The organism is Cruoricaptor ignavus, from assembly GCF_014961145.1.
Lineage (GTDB): Bacteria > Bacteroidota > Bacteroidia > Flavobacteriales > Weeksellaceae > Cruoricaptor > Cruoricaptor ignavus.
On record NZ_CP063145.1, the window covers coordinates 325,254 to 343,944 of the forward strand.

The following is an 18,691-nucleotide window of genomic DNA, read 5'->3' on the forward strand; positions in this document are numbered from 1 at the left end:
AAAAGGCTGTCACAATCGGACAGCCTTTTTGTTTTGAAGAAATCTTACAGTCTCGCAATGATTGAGTTCAGCGTTTCGCTCGGTCTCATCGCAGCATCAGTTTTGGAAAAGTCAGGGTGGTAATACCCGCCTATTTCCTGCGCCTTGCCTTGCGCACCAATCAGCTCATCATTAATCTTTTGCTCGTTCTGCTGCATCGCTTCGGCAATCGGTTGAAATTGCTCTGCAATAGCTGCATCTTCCGTTTGCTTTGCCAAAGCTTCCGCCCAAAACATCGCCAGGTAAAAATGCGAACCGCGGTTATCAATGCCACCTACTTTTCTTGCCGGAGATTTATCTTCCGCCAAAAATTTTGCATTCGCTTCGTCAAGCGCTTTTGCTAAAATCATCGCTTTGCCGTTGTCTTGCGTTTGCGCCAAATGTTCCAGCGAAGCCTGCAGTGCCAGGAATTCGCCTAAAGAATCCCAGCGCAGATAGCCTTCCTGCAAAAACTGCTCTATGTGTTTCGGCGCAGAACCGCCGGCACCTGTTTCGAACAAACCGCCGCCATTCATTAATGGTACGATGGAAAGCATTTTCGCAGAAGTGCCGAGTTCCAGAATTGGGAACAGGTCGGTAAGATAATCACGCAGCACATTGCCGGAAACAGAAATCGTATCCTTGCCTTCTCTGCCGCGTTTCAGCGTTTCGCGCATTGCATCTTTCACATCCATTATGCGGATGTCAAGTCCGGAAGTATCGTGCTCCTTCAGGTATTCGTTTACTTTTTTGATGATTTGTGCATCGTGCGCTCTGTCGTGATCCAGCCAGAAAATCGCCGGTGTATCGGAAAGCCTTGCACGGTTCACCGCCAGTTTCACCCAATCACGAATTGGCTCATCCTTGGTTTGCGACATACGGAAAATATCGCCCTCGTGCACTTCCTGCTGCAGCAGCACATCGCCGTTTTCATTTTCAACCTTAATCGTTCCCTCTGCCGATGCCTGAAAAGTTTTGTCGTGAGAGCCGTATTCTTCCGCTTTCTGAGCCATCAAGCCAACATTCGGTACGGAGCCAAAAGTTTTAGGATCGATGGCACCGTGCTGCTTCATATCTTCCACCACGGCATCGTAAAATCCGGCATAAGTTCTGTCCGGAATAATCGCCACGGTATCTTCTTCCTTGCCGTCCTTGTTCCACATTTTTCCGCCGCCACGGATCATCGCTGCCATCGATGCATCCACAATCACATCGCTCGATACATGGAAATTCGTGATGCCGTTGTCGGAATTTACCATCGCAATTCTCGGCCCGTTTTCAATGGCTTTTGCAATGTCCGCCTTTATTTCTTCGGCTTTTTCGCTGCCGCTGATTTTCTCGAAAAGCGTTGCAAGCCCGAAGTTTGGGTTAATGTCCAGCGCTTTGAAATCATCCTTATATTTTTCAAAAACATCTTTGAAATAAGTTTCCACGATGGCGCCGAAAATTATCGGGTCAGATACCTTCATCATCGTAGCTTTCAGGTGTGCGGAAAGCAGCACATCTTTTTCTTTGGCTAAATCTATCGCCTGCTGCACGAATTTTTTCAGCTCTGCCAAGTTCATTACCGATGAATCAATGACTTCGCCTTTTTTCAGCGGTGCAAAATCTTTCAGCACTTTTTCCTCGCCATTTTTTCCGTAAAAAACGATGCGGAATTTCCCGTCGTTTTCTACTGTGGTGGAAGTTTCCGTGCCGTAGAAATCGCCCTGATTCATATGCACCACCTGCGTTTTGGAATCCTGCTTCCATTCACCCATTCTGTGCGGATTGGCTTTGGCATAATCCTTCACCGATTTCGGTGCACGGCGATCGCTGTTGCCTTCGCGAAGCACCGGATTCACGGCACTTCCCAAGACTTTCGCATATTTTTTATTGATTTCCTTTTCTTCGTCGGTTTTCGGTTCAGCGGGGTAGTTCGGCACATTGTAGCCTTGCTTCTGCAGCTCTGCAATGGCATCTTCCAGCTGAGGAACGGAAGCGGAAATGTTCGGCAGTTTGATGATGTTGGCTTCCGGTTTTGTAGCCAGTTCGCCAAGTTCTGCCAGATAATCCGGGATTCTTTGTTCTTCGGTTAATGCTTCGGGAAAATTAGCGAGAATTCTTCCGGCAAGGGAAATATCCGGCACTGCGATTTCGATATCGGCAGCCTTTGTAAAAGCCTTGATAATCGGCAGAAAAGAGTGCGTGGCCAGCATTGGCGCTTCGTCCGTCAGCGTGTAATAAATCTTTGATACAGCCATAAAATAAATTTTGCTCAAATTTACAAAAATAATGCAGCACATCACATTTTTGCCGACCGCAAGCAGGATTTTAAACATTTTTTCTATATTTGATTTAATTTTAAAACTCCACGATATGTCCACAAACAGTAAACCTTCAAAGGGCGTCATTATCGCAATTGCAGTAATCGCATTAATGATCATTGCCTACCTCATTTGGGCTTTTGCGCTGGGCGACTTAATGAACGGGCTGAATACCGGAGAAACCGAAGCCGTTCCGATGAAATAATCTGATTTAATCTGTATTCAAAATCTGCTAGTAGAGCAGATTTTTTATTCAATGACGCTGCTGAAATTTACAAGCAAAGGAATTTACTGCCCGCAGGGAAAATTTTACATCGATCCTTGGCGGCCTGTGGATTTAGCGGTCATCACGCACGGTCACGGTGATCACGCAAGATGGGGGATGAGGAAATACCTGTGCCACCATTTCACGAAACCTATCCTGAAATCGAGGATTGGCGATGATATTGAAGTGCAAGGCCTGGATTATGCGGAGTCTGTCAATATTAATGGTGTGAAAGTTTCGCTGCATCCTGCTGGGCACATCATCGGTTCGGCGCAAATCAGGATGGAGTACAAGGGCTTTGTGAGCGTGGTTTCCGGTGATTACAAAATTCAGGATGACGGCATTTCCACGCCATTTGAAGTGGTGGGTTGTCACGAATTCGTTACCGAAAGCACATTCGGTCTGCCGATTTATAATTGGCTTCCGAAAGAAAAAATGGACAATCTCATGCAAAACTGGATTTCCGCCAATCAGAATGCAGGGAAAACTTCCGTGCTCATCGGCTATTCTCTGGGCAAAGCGCAGCGCATTATGAAGGCTGCAGAAGGTTTGGGCCAAATTTTTGTGCATCATTCCATCGGGAAACTGAACGAAGCTTTCGAAAGCGTCGGCATCGAACTTCCGGAATATCAAACGGCGAATTTTCTCGAGGATAAAAAACCGATGAAAGGCGAAATCGTAATCGTACCGCCTGCTTTGTTGGACAGCAATATCATCCGAAAAATTCCGGATGCTGCCACCGCCATTTGCTCAGGCTGGATGCAGGTTCGTGGTTCAAGGCGGTGGAGAAGTGCGGATGCCGGTTTTGCAGTGAGCGACCACGCTGATTGGAACGAGCTTCTGCAAGCCGTGAAGGCAACAGGTGCTGAAAAAGTTTTCGTAACGCACGGGCAAACCGCCGTGTTTTCCAAATATTTAAACGAAATCGGAATTGCGGCTGATATCGTAAGCACGCAGTTTGGCGACGATGCGGAGCTTGCAGACAAAGAAATCGAAGAGAAATGAAACTTTTCGCCGAACTTATTAGCGCGCTGGAAAGCACGAACAAAACCAACGCAAAGCTGGAAGCGTTGGTCAATTATTTCGCGAAAGCGCCAGAAAAAGATAAGCTGTGGGTTATTGCGCTGTTCACGGGCAAAAGGCCGAAACGCAGCGTGAACACCAATTTCCTGAAAGAATGGGCGCTGGAAATCACCGGGTTGCCGTACTGGCTTTTCGTGGAAAGCTATAGTGCGGTAGGTGATTTGGGCGAAACCATTTCGCTGATTTTACCGCCGTCAGAAACGAACATCGAGCTCACGCTTTCGGAATGGATGGCGGAAATCATCAGCCTGAAAGAAAAAACCGAGCAGGAGAAAAAAAACTTCGTCATCAATGCCTGGAAAAACCTGGACTACACCGAGCGTTTCATTTTCAATAAATTAATCGGCGGCAGTTTCCGCATCGGTGTTTCGGCGAAAATGCTGGTGAATGCCCTGGCCAAATTTTCTGAAAAAGAACCGAGCGCGCTCACGCACAGCATTATGGGTAGCTGGCATCCGGAAACCATTTCCTTCGAAGAATTAATCAGCGGAAATCCCGATGTGCAGGACAATTCCAAGCCGTATCCGTTTTGCCTGGCCCACGCTTTGGATAAAAATCTGGAAGAGCTGGGCGAAGCGCAAGACTGGCTCGTGGAATATAAATGGGATGGAATTCGAGGACAATTCATCCGCAGAAATGGCGAGGTTTTCATTTGGTCCAGAGGTGAAGAATTGGTGACGGCACAATTTCCGGAAATCGAAAATGCGCTGAAAAACTTGAAGGGAAATTTCGTAATTGACGGAGAAATTTTAGTGATGAAAAACGGTGAAGTATTGAATTTTAATGAATTACAAAAAAGACTGAACCGAAAGAACATCACCAAGAAAATGCTTGAAGAATTGCCGGTGCATATTTTCTGCTATGATTTGCTGGAACTGGAAGGCGAAGATTTGCGCACAAGACCGATGGCAGAACGGCGCGAACTTTTAGAAAAATTAATTTCTGAAAATAATCCGCAGAATTTTACGATTTCTGAAAAAATTGATTTTGAGAATTGGGAAGATTTACCAAAAATCAGGGAAAATGCCCGCGATATCAACAGCGAAGGCCTGATGCTGAAACAGAAAAATTCCGTATACCACAGCGGAAGAAAGCGTGGTGACTGGTGGAAATGGAAGGTGGAGCCACTGACAATAGATGCCGTGCTGATTTATGCGCAGAAAGGCAGCGGCAGAAGGAGCTCGTACTACACGGATTATACTTTTGCCGTGAAAGACGGCGAAAACCTGGTGACGATTGCTAAGGCTTATTCCGGTCTCACCGACAAGGAAATAATGGAGGTGAGCCGCTTCGTTACTAAAAATTCTCTCGAAAAATTCGGGCCGGTTCGCACCGTGAAACCGGAACTGGTTTTTGAAATAGCCTTCGAAGGCATAGGCTTCAGCAAGCGGCATAAAAGCGGCGTGGCACTGCGCTTCCCGAGAATTTTGCGCTGGCGCAAAGATAAAACTGTGGCAGAAATTGATGAGCTGGAGCAAGTGAAGAGGATGATAAAATGATTTGGAAATTCGGAAATTCGGAAATTCGTTTATCATTAAATCTAAATTAAATACTTAACATTTTGGCAAAATTCCGCGATAGCGAAGGTTATAAGATCATCCAAAACTGGATGGCGGAGAATGGCCGCACGCCTTTTTCGTTTCAGGCGGAAACCTGGGAGAAATTCGGCAAAGGCTTCAGCGGAATGGTGGTAGCACCCACAGGCTTCGGCAAAACTTTTTCCGTTTTCCTTGCCGTGATTACGGATTTTATGAACCATCCCGAAAATTACGGTAGCGGCCTAAAACTCATCTGGATAACGCCGCTTCGCTCGCTGGCAAAAGACATCGCCAAGGCTATGCAGGAAGCCATCGCAAGCATCGGGCTGGATTGGGAAGTTGGCGTGCGAAACGGAGATACCGACCCGAAAATCAGGCAGCAACAAACGCGCTCAATGCCGGAAATCCTGCTTGTAACGCCGGAAAGTTTGCACCTGCTTTTAGCGCAGAAAAAAAATCGGCGGTTTTTCAAAAACCTGAAATGCATAGCGGCCGACGAATGGCACGAGATGCTGGGCAGCAAAAGGGGAGTGATGGTGGAGCTTGCCATAGCGAAAATCCGCAGCTATGTTCCGACGCTGAGAATCTGGGGAATCACCGCAACCATCGGTAATCTGGACGAAGCGCTGGAAGTTCTCATACCGTACGAAATTCCAAAAACGAAGATCATTTCCAAAGAAAAAAAGAAGGTGGACATTATCCCGGTTTTTCCGGATGAGGTGGAAGTTTTGCCTTGGGCAGGGCATCTCGGCGCAAAACTGGCCGACAAAGTAGTGCCGATAATCCTCAACTCAAAATCCACCATCGTTTTCACGAACACGCGAAGCCAAAGCGAAATGTGGTACCAGCTGCTGCTGGATGCGCACCCTGATTTTGCAGGGCAAATCGCCATCCACCACAGCTCGATAGATGCACACCTGAGAATTTGGATTGAAGAAAATCTCAGCAGTGGCAATCTGAAAGTCGTGGTTTCAACATCGTCGCTGGATTTGGGCGTAGATTTCAAACCTGTGGATACGGTGATTCAGGTGGGCTCGGTAAAAGGCGTGGCGCGCTTTATGCAAAGGGCTGGCAGAAGCGGACACTCGCCTTTTGAAACATCCAAAATCTACTGCGTGCCCACGCATTCGCTGGAGCTCATCGAAGTTGCCGCGCTAAAGGAAGCCGTGAAGCAGAAGGTCATTGAGCCGAGAGAACCGATGGTTTTGAGCTTCGATGTGCTGGTGCAGTTCCTGATGACTTTGGCCGTTGGTGACGGATTTTTTCCAGAAGAAACCTTCAGCATCGTTCGTAACACGCACGCTTTCAGCGAGATGACGGAAGATGAATGGCGGTGGATGATGCAGTTTCTCACAATAGGCGGCGCACTGAAAAATTACGAGGAATTCCACAAAATGGTAATTGACGATGAGGGGAAATACCGCGTGACTTCCCGCAAAATCGCGATGCTGCACCGAATGAACATCGGCGTAATTGTGAGCGACGCAATGCTGAAGGTGAAATTCATTTCTGGAGGATACATCGGGATGATTGAAGAATATTTCATCTCAAGATTGAAGAAAGATGACAAATTTATCCTTGCTGGCAGAGTTCTGGAAGTGGTGAAAATCAAGGAAATGACGGTTTTCGTGCGCGCTGCAAAAGGCAAAGCCTTGGCACCGAGTTATTTAGGCGGAAGGCTGCCGCTGAGTTCCAACCTTGGGCACTTCCTTCGGCAAAAACTTTCCGAGGCGCTGAAACCTGGTTCTGGCGAGAAGGAGCTGCGTTTCCTGCACCCGCTGCTTTCTGGGCAGGAAGCCGTGTCGCACATTCCGAGCGAAGATGAATTTTTGGTGGAAATCATCCAGAACCGCGAAGGCTGGCACCTTTTTATGTACCCGTTCGAAGGCAGGCTGGTACACGAAGTAATGGCAGCGCTCATCGCTTTTCGCATTTCGAAAATCTCACCGATTTCTTTTTCGATGGCGATGAATGACTACGGTTTCGAACTTTTCAGCGACCGTGAAATTCCAGTGACGGAAGAGAATTTGTCACAAATTCTTTCTGCCGAACACCTGATGAACGATGTGATTTCGAGCATAAATGCTGCCGAAATGGCGCGGCGAAAATTCCGCGATATTGCCGTAATTTCCGGAATGGTGGTGCAGACTTTTCCTGGGCAGCAGCGCAGCAATAAATCTCTTCAGACTTCTGCCGCACTGATTTTCAATGTGTTAGAAGAATATGAGCCGGGCAACCTGCTGATTCGCCAAGCGTACACCGAAGTTTTCAATCAGCAGCTGGAAGAAGCGAGATTGACGGCTGCTTTTCAGCGCATCGCCAAATCCAAAATTATCCTCAAATTTGCCAATTCTTTCACGCCGCTGAGTTTTCCTATTAAGGTAGATTCTTTGCGCGCCACGCTTTCAAGCGAGGATTTGGACGCACGGATTGAAAGAATGACGAAAGATTTTGAGAAGAAAGCCGGCAAATGACGATTGCTACCCGAGAAATTTTTATTGAAAATTCACCGTTAATCCTTACAAATCAGCGGGTTGCGTTTTTGCCATCGGAAAAAGCACTGCTGCTTTCAGATTTGCATATCGGGAAAACGGCGCATTTTCGGAAGCACGGCATAGCATTGCCGAAGGATATTTTTCGGAGTGATTTGCAGCGGCTGGAAACGGTGTTGAAATATTTTCAGGCGGAGAAAATTTTTATCGTGGGAGATTTGCTTCACGCGGGAAATAATTCGGATGTGGAAGATTTTTGCCGATGGAAATCGAGCTTTCAATCCGTTGAGTTTCATTTAGTTATAGGAAATCACGACAAAGTTTCAGCGGATTTGGAAGAGCAATTATGTTTGACTTCCCACAAGAAAATTATCGAATTAGAAAATTTTCAATTAATTCACGAATTTTCTGAGGATTCCAAAAAATTCCAAATCACTGGGCACATTCATCCTGGCATATTGATTCGGAATCGTGTAAAACGGCTTCGCTTGCCCTGTTTCGTAAAAACTGACCGCCAACTTTTGCTGCCTGCTTTCAGCGAATTCACTGGGCTTGATACAAAAAATACCCCGAAAAACGGAGTATTTTATGCCTTCACGAAGGACAAGTTCTTCGAATTCTGATTACTGCCTGTTTCCGCCGCCTAACCCTCTGATAACGAATAAGATAGCAGCAATTACAACCACTGCAACGATGATGCCCCACCATTTTCCGGCTTCAAAAATCGTGTTAATCGCTTCGCAGCTTGTCAGCAAAGTCAGCGCAAAAATAGAGAGCGCCAAAAGTGAAAATTTTTTCATAACTACAAATTTTGTAGGTGCAATTTAAGGAAAAATTTCATTGCAGATTTTCAATAGCCATAAGCATATCGATGCCTTTGCCTAAAGTCGGCAAAAAATTATCACCCTTCGTTTTCAGGCGTTCCAGCGCATTATCAATGTTGAAATCCGTCGGCTTCAAACCAAATTTCAGTTCATCCCAATCCAGCGGCATTGAAACCGGCGCACCTTCTTTCGGCCGAACGCTGTAGGCGCTGGCAAGCGTTTGTCCGCGGCGATTTTGAAGATAATCCAGGTAAATTTTCTTCTTGTCGCGCTTTTGCAAACTGCGTTCCAGCGTTGTAATTTCTGGCAAAGATTTCTGAACGAATTGCATCAGTAAATGCCCGAAATTTTTCACTTGTTCAAAAGTGTAAACCTGTTGCATTGGCAGATAAATATGGATACCACTTTTTCCCGAAGTCTTTGGAAATCCTTTAATTTTCCCCCTATCCAGCACGCTTTTTACGGCTTGTGCCGTTTCGATAACCTCGTCAAATGAATTGTTTTCCGATGGATCCAAATCAAGCACTAAATAATTTGGGCGATCTAAATTAAAAATCTGGCTCGTCCAAACATTCATTTCGATGCAGCCTAAATTTGCGAGATAAAGGAGCGTTTCCTCATCATCACAAATGATATAGTTGATGTCCTTCTGATTGCTATCAGAAAATATTTTTTCCGTTTGTACCCAGGTTGGTACATCCTGCGCATCCTTTTGATAGAAGCTCATCCCGTTGATTCCATTCGGAAAACGGTTCATAGATTGAGGCCTTCCTTTCAAATGTGGTAAGATAAATTTGGAAATTTTTTGGTAATAATCAATCAAATCACCCTTACTGATTTCGCTTTCAGGAAAATATATTTTTTCGAGGTTAGTGAGTTTTACTTTTTTATTTTCTGATTGAAGATTTTCTCCTGATTTCTCCTTTTTATCGATAATATTTTGTTTGGTAGTGCTAACTTTATGGTTTTCTTTTGGATTGATTTGCTTATCAAAATTTTCCCGTAATCTCAAAAAAACCGGGTGGCGATAGATGCTGTCTCTTGTGATTTCCGTAAACTTAATTTCGGCAACAAGTTCCGGCTGAATCCAGGTTGCAGGGCTGTTCGTTGCAGGAATTTCTTCAAATGCCGAATGCTGAATTTTCAGCGGTTGCATTCTCTCGAAAAGTTCTTTTAAAGTTTTATCAGAAAATCCTGTTCCGGCGTGACCGCAATAAGCAAGTTTTCCCTGTTCATCATACTTTCCGAGAATCAACGAACCGAAATATTTTCGTGAACCCTGCGGTTCAGTATATCCACAAATTAAAACATCATCCGTTTCTAACGTCTTGATTTTCAGCCAGAAATCAGTCCTTGCGCCTTCAGTGTAGGTGCTGTCGGTTTTCTTAGCAATGATGCCTTCCAAACTTGCTTTTTGTGCGGCTTCAAAGAATGCTTTGCCGTTGTGCAAAATATGGTCGTGATACTTGATGACTTCCGTTTCTTTCAGCGCATCTTTCAGCAATTCTTTACGCTGCAAATATTCCAAATCCCTTGTGGAATGCCCATTTAGCCAAAGCAAATCAAACACCTGATATTGCAATCTTACATTCGGATTCTCACCAATTTGTTGTAGTAATTGAAAGTTAGGTTTGCCTAAATCATTTAAAGCGATTATTTCGCCATCCAAAATCATCGAATGTTCTTGTAGTTTCAGCTGGTTAAAAACCTTTTTAAATTTTTGTGAAAAATCCAGCCCATTTCTTGAATATAATTGAAAATCATTTCGCAAATCTGCAATCGCTCTGTAGCCATCCCATTTGATTTCAAATGCCCAGTTTTCGTCATCGAAAGTTTCTTTTGCAGCCTTGCAAAGCATCGGTTTGATGAATTTCTGCAACTTTTTTTCTCCGGAAAGATTTGGCGTATAATTTTTAAACCGCCCGCTTTTCTTTGCTGGCTTTTTTGAATTAAGGTAAGCCGTCACTTTTGAATTTTCGTCTGTAAAGTCTTCAGCATCAAAGTGTTGCGAGGTCGAAAACTCATCCTTGTGCTTGATGAGCAGCCAGGAATTTTCATCTTTGGAATTTTTAATTTTCACTAATGCAAATTCGCCGCGAAGTTTTTTTCCGTGCATCACAAACTTCATCGACTGTTTGTGAAGTTCCGCCCGCATTATCACATCATCGCTTTTCCCAGCGGCTTTTTCCAGCGGCTCATAAAAGCCTTCGTCCCAAATTTCCACTTCGCCAGCACCATAATTTCCCTTCGGTATCGTGCCTTCAAAAGTTCGGTAAGATAGCGGATGATCTTCCACCATCATTGCCAGGCGTTTGTCATCTGGGTTCAAAGATGGCCCTTTTGGAATTGCCCAACTTTTCAAAACGCCATCCATTTCCAAACGGAAATCATAGTGCAGGTGCGATGCGGCGTGTCTTTGCACCACGAATCTTAATCGTTCCGAAGTCTCTTCCGGAAAGCCTTCAGGTTCAGCCGTTTTATTAAAATTCCGCTTTTCGTTATAAAGTTTCAGGGAGTCTTCCGCCATCGAAATTTTTTCTAAAGTTAAGATTTTAGCAGAAAAGTTCACTTTTACGATATGGCAATGAAATACGGATTTTTTTGAGTGAATTAAATTTGTATTTTTACGCTTTAAACCGAAAATTATGAAACCGTCATTAGCGAAAGGCACAAGAGATTTTGGTGCGGAAGAAGTTGCAAAGCGGCGATATATCATAAATATTCTGCAGAAAAATTTCGAGCTTTTCGGCTTTCAGCCTTTGGAAACGCCGAGTTTTGAAAATCTTTCAACACTTACCGGAAAGTACGGTGAAGAGGGCGATAGGCTCATTTTTAAAATCTTAAATTCCGGGAATTTTCTTGAAAAAATTTCGGATGAAGAATTGGGTTTGAAAAATATCTCGTCGCTGACGCCACAAATTTCCGATAAGGCTTTGCGCTATGATTTGACGGTGCCTTTTGCCCGATTTGTCGCGATGAACAGCGGACAGCTGGTGATGCCTTTTAAGCGCTACCAAATTCAGCCAGTTTGGCGAGCCGATCGTCCGCAGAAAGGGAGGTTCCGTGAGTTTTATCAGTGCGATGCCGATGCTGTGGGCAGCACAAGTCTTTGGCAGGAAATTGACTTCATTCAGCTTTATTTGAAATCTTTTCAGGATTTGCAGATTCCGGTGAAAATCCACATCAACAACCGAAAAATCCTTAGCGGCTTGGCTGAATTTGCAGGAATTTCAGAACAGCTCATCGAGTTTACCGTGGCGCTTGACAAGCTTGATAAAATTGGGAAAGATGGCGTGAAAAAGGAAATGGCTGACAAGGGAATTTCCGCTGATGCCTTGCAAAAAGTGGATTTCCTTTTCGATGAAAAGTTGACGCAAAATGAAGTTTTAGAAATTCTCAAGCAAAAATTTGAACATACTGAAATTGGAAAACAGGGCGTAGAAGAATTGACTTTCGTTCTTGAACAATGCGAAAAATTAGGAATTGCGGAAGACCTGATTTTTGACATCACGCTTGCACGCGGTCTCGATTATTACACTGGTGCAATTTTCGAGGTGAAGGCTCAGAATGTGGAAATCGGTTCGATTGGTGGTGGTGGCAGATACGACAATTTGACGGAGGTTTTCGGCGTGAAAAACATGCCGGGAATTGGGATTTCTTTTGGTTTAGACCGTATTTATCTCGTTTTAGAAGAATTGCAAAAATTCCCTGAAAACTCTGAGAATTCAGTAAAATATCTTTTTGCAAATTATGGCGATGTAGAAGCCGTAGAAGCGCTAAAAATTATCGCAGAACTTCGTTCAAAAGATATTTCCGCAGAGCTTTATCCAGAGCCTTCCAAACTGAAAAAGCAGTTTACCTATGCTGAGAAAAAGGGTATCTCGGAAATAGTTTTTCTTGGAAATGACGAAATCCAAAACGAAACAGTGACCATTAAAAACCTGCAGAGCGGTGAGCAGCGAAATTTATCGCAGAAGGAATTTCTAGCCGGCAAGTTTTAAAATGGATATCCGAAGGCAAAATTAAGCATCGGCTTCAGCGGCTGCCACTTGCTGATGACCCACCGCTCGCCCTGCGGCCGGTTGGGATCGTGCACTTTGTACGCCGCGTCCAGCCGGAGAGTTACGAATGCCACATTCAGGCGTAGCCCGAAGCCTGCACCCACGCCCATCTGACCTATAAATTTTCCAAATTTAAACTGGTCGCTGAATCCAGAATCTTTAGTAGACCAAATGTTTCCGGCATCTGCAAACGCTGCACCTTCAAATAGCGATGAAAATGGTACCCGGTATTCTATACTGGTGGTAAGCTTCACATTATCAAAAACATAGGAGCGTACCCGCTCGTCTAGCTGGGAATCTGCAGGACCAAGACCCCCGAACACCCTCCAGGCTCGGATGTCATTAGACCCGCCATTGAAATATGAACGGATAATGGGCATCTGCGAGGAATTTCCGTACGGTACGCCCACCCCTATGAACTGCCGAAGAGCTAGTGTTTGCCTGCCTTCTGCGAACTGGAAATATTTCCTCACATCTACATCAAACTTTACAAACTGGGAGTATGGCGTATCAAAAATTAGTTTTTTAGAACCGGTAGTAATGGCTGAATTCTCATTTTCATTTTTCGCAAAAATTCCCAGCAAATTTCCAGAAGTTTCAAATTTTGCGCTTAGATAAAATGGGTTGCTGATATTCTTTCTGCCAATTTCATTGTACAGAAAATTGTAGATAAAAGATGAGATTAGTACATCCTGCGTCTGTCGGTCTTTGTTTGCAAGCGACTGACGGAAGTTATTAAAAAGATCGGTTTGCCCTGCGTCCAGTTGAGACTGCCAAGCCTTGTCATCCCAAATTATTTTCGAACCTTCGTCGGAAGTGATGATACCCTCAGAGAACTTTCTGTACAAATCCTGAGAGTATAGCTGGAAAATCTGGTCACGGATCTCTCCGTCTCTTGGAAAATAATCATAATAGCGGTCTTTATTTCTGGTAATATTGTACTGCCAGTTGAACAGTGTGAGCTTGTGCGTGGTGATGTCGTTCACATTGGCAAAATAATTCAGCCCGAAGTTAAAAATCGTGCGGCCAAGCCCGATATTATTTTGCTGAGAGGCTCCAATGTTAATGGTGGAGGTGGGGGAGTACCGTTTCGGAAGTACCCGCCAGTACTTGAAAGGTAGCAGCAGCCTCGGAATGGCAAGATTCACCTGCGCGGAAGCCTCATAGGCCAGCGAGCGCTTGTCATTCTTAGGATTTTTTACACTCCCGACAATTCCGGAAACGCTCGTCACAAGGTTCTCAGCTCCGCCGAAAAGATTGCGGCTGGTGAGATCTACCGAAGGCGACACACCGAAATTCAGAATCTCTGAATAGTTGACATCCCCCGCCACGCGGAGCTCATACTTTGGCAGTGGCGCCAAATAGTAGCGGACATCCAGGATGCTATCGTTCTCTGCGCGCAGCTCTTCTTCATAATTTATTATGCTGAAGTTATTCATCGCAGCGATATTCCGCTTTGTAAGATCAAGATTCCTCTGGCTGTAAAGTTCGCCTGGCTTCAGGATTATTGGTCGCCAAAGCGGCGGCGTACGGTACTGATTATCAAGTTTGTAAAAATTAATTCCGCGCAGAGAATCCTTTGCTGTTTCTGGAACATCCTGCATTTTTTCAAGGAGATAAACGCTCACATTCCCGATTGTGGTTTTGCGGTAGGGCGTATCCAGCGAATCTTTGTGAATATCCATCGTCAGCGGCACCTCCTTGCGGCTCCTGAGCGTGTCGGCCGTGAAATAAATTTCCGTGCCAGAAGCATTAAACCTGTAGTATCCCTCCTTACGCATCAGCTCGTTGATGCGTTTTATTTCCTTCTCCAGATCAGTCTGATCCAGCCGCCCCCCCGGTTTAACAAGACTTTTGCTGAATTGCCCTTCATAATAATTGCGAATTTCTGGATCGGGTATGTTGTAATAAAAGTCCTTGATTTTTGTAGGATCATTTTGAGTAATGATATAATTGGCCTGCGCTTTCTTCGCCACGGAATCCCGCTGAATCTTGTACTCCGTTTCGGCATCCCAAAAGCCGCGATACACCATCCTCTTACGGATATTCTCTGCCCCTGCCTCAGTTTTGCTCTCCTCAAGGATCACCGGCCCCTGCCCAAGATTACGGAAAACCCTGTCCCAGAAAAGACTTTTGCCCTGATCTTCCGGCCTGCCATATTTTACGAAAAGAGAATCCCGAAGCTTCTGGTTACGGATGTCGGCAGGATAGGTAAAATATTCGGTGAGCAGCGTGTCATTCCTAGAATCCGACATATTATAAAACCAAAGCCCAAATGGGAAAACCCACAGCGCGCGCCGGTTAGGCTTCTGCAGCACATAGTCCGGCAGCTCATTGCGGAGGCTATTTTTATCCTCGTACTGAAACCGGTTTTTCGTGAGCAGGTACTCTCCGTCAGGCACTTTTCGCGTCGTGCTGCACGACCAAATCAGCAGCAGCAAAATTGCAGATGAGAGAAAATATTGATACTTTTGAAGATATTTCGGCAAATGCTTACTGCGCATAAAATCAAGGTTTTACAATCGCTCGACAAAAAGAAGTTCCGGCAAAAATACAATTTGTTTTTGGTTGAAGGTTTCAAAACTATTCGTGAGCTCATCGGTTCCAGATTTAAAATCGTGGAAATTTTTACTGCAACAGAGCCTGACGATTTTTTTTTAGGCATTGATGTTGAGCGAATTTCTGAGCGGGAATTGAAGAAAATCAGCTTTCTGCAAAATCCGAAAGACGCAGTGGCAGTTTGCGAACTTTCTGAAAATCAGCTGATTACCGATGCAAATTTCAATTTGGTTTTGGATGGTATTCAAGATCCAGGAAATTTGGGCACCATCATTCGCCTTGCCGATTGGTTCGGCATTCCGCAAATTATCTGCAGCGATGATACCGCGGATTTTTACAATCCTAAAGTCATTCAGGCAAGTATGGGTTCGTTTTCCCGTGTTAATATTTTTTACACAGGTTTGCCTGATTTTTTGCGAAATTCGCAAAACGAAAATGTAGGCACCGATATGCTTGGCGAAAATATCTACACCGCTGATTTTCCGAAAAATATCAACCTAATTTTAGGCAACGAAGGCAACGGCATCCGAAAAATTACCGAAGAATTTTTGGACAGAAAAATTTCGATTCCGCGTTTTGGCAATCCTACAGAAAGCCTGAATGTTTCCATTGCTGCAGGAATTATCCTTGGCGAAATTTTTTCCAGAAAGTTTTGAAAATCAATAAGATAGGGAAGTTATTTCACAACCTCCATCCAGATTTCGTCGCCGATTTTCTCCACTTTCACCAGATTGTTTTTGGTAAGGTTTTTCGTAGCCTTGTCCCATTTTTTTCCAGAAAGCTGAGATTTCTCTTTTACCGAATTTAAAAGCTGCCGCTCTTCATTTTTCAGAATGTCCAGGATTCCCTGTTCATCGGCATTCAGCTCAATTTTCGGTGTAGATTTTTCTGGCCTCATTTGCGGAAAAAACAGCACTTCCTGAATGCTCTGGCTGTTCGTCAAAAACATAATCAGCCTGTCCATCCCCACACCAAGCCCAGCAGTTGGCGGCATTCCGTATTCCAGCGCCCGAAGGAAATCCTGGTCGATGAACATGGCTTCGTCATCGCCTTTTTCTGAGAGCCTCAGCTGCTCTTCAAACCTTTCCCGTTGGTCAATCGGGTCGTTCAGCTCGGAATATGCGTTGGCAATTTCCTTTCCGCAAACCATCAGCTCGAAGCGCTCTGTCAGGCCTTCCTTGCTGCGGTGTTTTTTCGTAAGCGGCGACATTTCTATCGGATAATCCGTGATGAAAGTTGGCTGAATGAAATTTGGCTCGCACTTTTCACCAAAAATTTCATCGATGATTTTTCCTTTGCCCATCGATGCATCTACTTCAATACCAATGCTTTGCGCGAAATTCCTTAGCTCGTCTTCCGATTTTCCGGTAATATCAAATCCGGTGAATTTCAAGATGGCGTCCGTCATCGAAATCCTTTCGTACGGCGCTTTCCAATTGATGGTGTGCCCGCCAAACTGAGATTCCGGCTTGCCATTTACTTCCGTGGCCACAAATTCCAGCAGCCTTTCCGTGAAATCCATCATCCAATGGTAATCTTTGTACGCCACATAAATTTCCATCGCCGTAAATTCCGGGTTGTGCGTTCGGTCCATCCCTTCGTTTCGGAAATTTTTGGAAAATTCATAAACGCCGTCAAAACCTCCTACGATCAGCCTTTTCAGGTAAAGTTCGTTTGCAATCCTAAGGTACAGCGGAATATCGAGCGCGTTGTGATGCGTGATGAAAGGCCGTGCCGCAGCGCCACCAGGAATGGCCTGCAGGATTGGTGTTTCCACTTCAAAATAACCGGCATCGTTGAAAAATTGTCGCATCGCATTGAACATTTTGGTGCGCTTCACGAAGATTTCCTTCACCTGAGGATTCACCGTCAAATCCACATAGCGCTGCCTGTACCGCAGTTCCGGGTCGTTGAAGGCATCGTGTACCACGCCGTTTTCATCGGTTTTTGCCTGTGGTAATGGGCGCAAAGTTTTGGTGAGAAGCGTAAAATTTTTCACCATCACGGTTTGCTCACCAACCTGGGTTTTGAAGAGTTCGCCTTCAACCCCAATGATATCGCCAATGTCAAGCAAATGCTTGTAAACATCGTTGTACAGGGACTTATCGTCAGTCGGGCAAATTTCATCCCGATTAAAATAAACCTGAATTCTGCCTTCTGAATCCTGCAGTTCCGCAAAGCTTGCCTTTCCCTGAATCCTTCTGCTCATCAGCCTTCCGGCGATTTTTACCTGCTTTCCTTCGGCAAAATTTTCGCGGATGCTTTTCGTGGTATCGCTCACCGAAAATTCTGCGGCAGGGAAGGGCTCAATGCCCAGCTCAATCAGTTTTTCTAATTTTTCGCGGCGGATAAGTTCTTGTTCGGATAGCGACATTTCTTCAGATTTTTAGCCTGCAAAATTAATTTTTTTGAATGGAATTTTCATTGGGAATGTATTTTTTCCACCATTTTTCGTGAAGATTCCCATCATTTTCCCATTCTATTTTTTTCCCTATTTCGGGAAAAAGGATATTCAGGCGGCCATTATTTACTGAATCCATTTTTTCCAGCGGCTCGTACCACGGGTGCCTCGCCAGCGCAAATTTTGAGTTGTGCACCGGGATCATCCGCGCGGCATTCAGGTCTATCATTGCCTGTAGCTGCTGGCCCGGGAGCATATGGATGTACCGCCAGTCCTCGTTGTACTGCCCGTTCTCCAGGATGGCGAGATCAATACTTCCAAATCTTTCACCGGTTTTTTTGAAATGCCTTCCGTAGCCAGAATCTCCACCGATGTAGATTTTCTTTTTATCGATTTCCAGCACGAAGCTCGCCCAAACGGCGCCGTTTCTCTTCATTCCTCTACCAGAAAAGTGCCTCGCCGGCTGGGCAGTGATTATGAAGTCGGGAGAAATTTCCCTGCTCTCCTGCCAGTTTAGCTCGATAAGATTCTCTGCGGGATAGCCCCAGTACTCCAGGTGTTCGCCGGTACCGAGTCCGGTGGCGATCTTTTTAGTTTTCGGGAAAAGTTTCAGCACGGTTTTGTAATCCAGATGGTCCCAATGGTCGTGAGTAATGATGAGCAAATCCAGCTCGGGGATGTCTTCCGCCGTGTACAGATCGCTGCCGCTAAAGGATTTTATCATAAAAGGAAAGGGTGATGCGTAGCCTGAGAATACGGGATCCACGAGGATTTTTTTGCCTCCCACTTGCAGGAAGTAAGAGGAATGCCCCATCCAGACGAAGATATTTTCTTCTGGCTGTAGTGTTTTTAATTCCGTTTTGGTAAAATGGAAGTCAGAGGTTGGCGTGCGCTCCGGGATTTTCTCGAGTAGCATTTTGGAGAAAATTTCGAGGGACGAGGATTTTTTCGCTAGCTGGGGCGTATTTTCTTCGTTCTGGAACTGCCCGCCGCGGTAGTTTGGGCTACTGAGGATGCGGTTCAGCCGCTCTCCGGAGGGGGATTTTCCGAATTTTTTTTGGTTTAAAATGATGGCTGCGGTAAGGGTGACGCCCGCGGCTGCCGCAAGAATGCCTACGCCTGTTTTCTGCCAGATGTTCATAGG

At 45.1% G+C, this 18,691-nt stretch carries 13 protein-coding genes; 7 read left to right on the plus strand and 6 right to left on the minus strand.

The annotated features are described in order from the left end of the window. Window positions 1-44: 44 nt before the first annotated feature. Window positions 45-2,261: an NADP-dependent isocitrate dehydrogenase gene (locus IMZ16_RS01460; protein ID WP_193440205.1), complete on the minus strand. Its 2,217-nt coding sequence runs from the start codon at window positions 2,259-2,261 to the stop codon at window positions 45-47. 115 nt (window positions 2,262-2,376) lie between these two features. Between IMZ16_RS01460 and IMZ16_RS01465 the strand changes: the two genes are divergently transcribed. The 5 genes from IMZ16_RS01465 (at window position 2,377) to pdeM (ending at window position 8,325) form a co-directional block, all read left to right on the plus strand. Further along, window positions 2,377-2,529, plus strand: a complete 153-nt coding sequence (locus tag IMZ16_RS01465; protein WP_193440206.1) for a hypothetical protein — start codon at window positions 2,377-2,379, stop codon at window positions 2,527-2,529. A 51-nt stretch (window positions 2,530-2,580) separates the two neighbouring features. After that, on the plus strand, window positions 2,581-3,594 hold the full coding sequence (locus IMZ16_RS01470; protein ID WP_193440207.1) for a ligase-associated DNA damage response exonuclease: 1,014 nt from the start codon (window positions 2,581-2,583) through the stop codon (window positions 3,592-3,594). After that, window positions 3,591-5,171: an ATP-dependent DNA ligase gene (locus IMZ16_RS01475; protein ID WP_193440208.1), complete on the plus strand. Its 1,581-nt coding sequence runs from the start codon at window positions 3,591-3,593 to the stop codon at window positions 5,169-5,171. Before IMZ16_RS01470 ends, IMZ16_RS01475 begins: the two co-directional genes overlap by 4 nt. A 62-nt stretch (window positions 5,172-5,233) precedes the next feature. After that, a complete protein-coding gene (locus IMZ16_RS01480) occupies window positions 5,234-7,684 on the plus strand; it encodes a ligase-associated DNA damage response DEXH box helicase (RefSeq protein WP_262891510.1) in 2,451 nt (816 codons plus the stop codon). Continuing rightward, window positions 7,681-8,325 (plus strand): ligase-associated DNA damage response endonuclease PdeM, encoded by a 645-nt coding sequence (pdeM, locus tag IMZ16_RS01485; RefSeq protein ID WP_193440209.1) that lies wholly within the window; start codon window positions 7,681-7,683, stop codon window positions 8,323-8,325. The genes IMZ16_RS01480 and pdeM overlap by 4 nt, the downstream gene beginning before the upstream one ends. Here pdeM and IMZ16_RS01490 read toward each other — a convergent pair whose 3' ends face one another. Together IMZ16_RS01490 and ligD are read right to left on the minus strand one after the other, a co-directional pair. Then, complete coding sequence (locus tag IMZ16_RS01490) at window positions 8,326-8,502, minus strand: phosphatidate cytidylyltransferase (protein WP_193440210.1); 177 nt, start codon at window positions 8,500-8,502, stop codon at window positions 8,326-8,328. It abuts the gene before it with no gap. A 37-nt stretch (window positions 8,503-8,539) separates the two neighbouring features. Beyond that, entirely contained in the window at window positions 8,540-11,053 is a 2,514-nt protein-coding gene (gene ligD, locus IMZ16_RS01495; protein WP_193440211.1) for a DNA ligase D, read from the minus strand. A gap of 118 nt (window positions 11,054-11,171) precedes the next feature. Between ligD and hisS the strand changes: the two genes are divergently transcribed. After that, window positions 11,172-12,527, plus strand: a complete 1,356-nt coding sequence (hisS, locus tag IMZ16_RS01500; RefSeq protein ID WP_193440212.1) for a histidine--tRNA ligase — start codon at window positions 11,172-11,174, stop codon at window positions 12,525-12,527. On the opposite strand, the gene tamL is transcribed toward hisS, so the two are convergent. Further along, window positions 12,524-15,091 (minus strand): translocation and assembly module lipoprotein TamL, encoded by a 2,568-nt coding sequence (gene tamL, locus IMZ16_RS01505; RefSeq protein WP_193440213.1) that lies wholly within the window; start codon window positions 15,089-15,091, stop codon window positions 12,524-12,526. The two genes, hisS and tamL, sit on opposite strands and share 4 nt — an antisense overlap. Between tamL and IMZ16_RS01510 the strand changes: the two genes are divergently transcribed. Beyond that, window positions 15,077-15,802, plus strand: a complete 726-nt coding sequence (locus IMZ16_RS01510; RefSeq protein WP_193440214.1) for a TrmH family RNA methyltransferase — start codon at window positions 15,077-15,079, stop codon at window positions 15,800-15,802. The two genes, tamL and IMZ16_RS01510, sit on opposite strands and share 15 nt — an antisense overlap. Window positions 15,803-15,822: 20 nt before the next feature. Here the strand turns inward: IMZ16_RS01510 and lysS are convergent, their stop codons facing one another. Both lysS and IMZ16_RS01520 read right to left on the minus strand, forming a co-directional pair. Further along, on the minus strand, window positions 15,823-17,520 hold the full coding sequence (lysS, locus tag IMZ16_RS01515; protein WP_193440215.1) for a lysine--tRNA ligase: 1,698 nt from the start codon (window positions 17,518-17,520) through the stop codon (window positions 15,823-15,825). Between the two features lie 25 nt (window positions 17,521-17,545). Then, on the minus strand, window positions 17,546-18,688 hold the full coding sequence (locus IMZ16_RS01520; protein WP_193440216.1) for an MBL fold metallo-hydrolase: 1,143 nt from the start codon (window positions 18,686-18,688) through the stop codon (window positions 17,546-17,548). Window positions 18,689-18,691 lie beyond the last annotated feature (3 nt).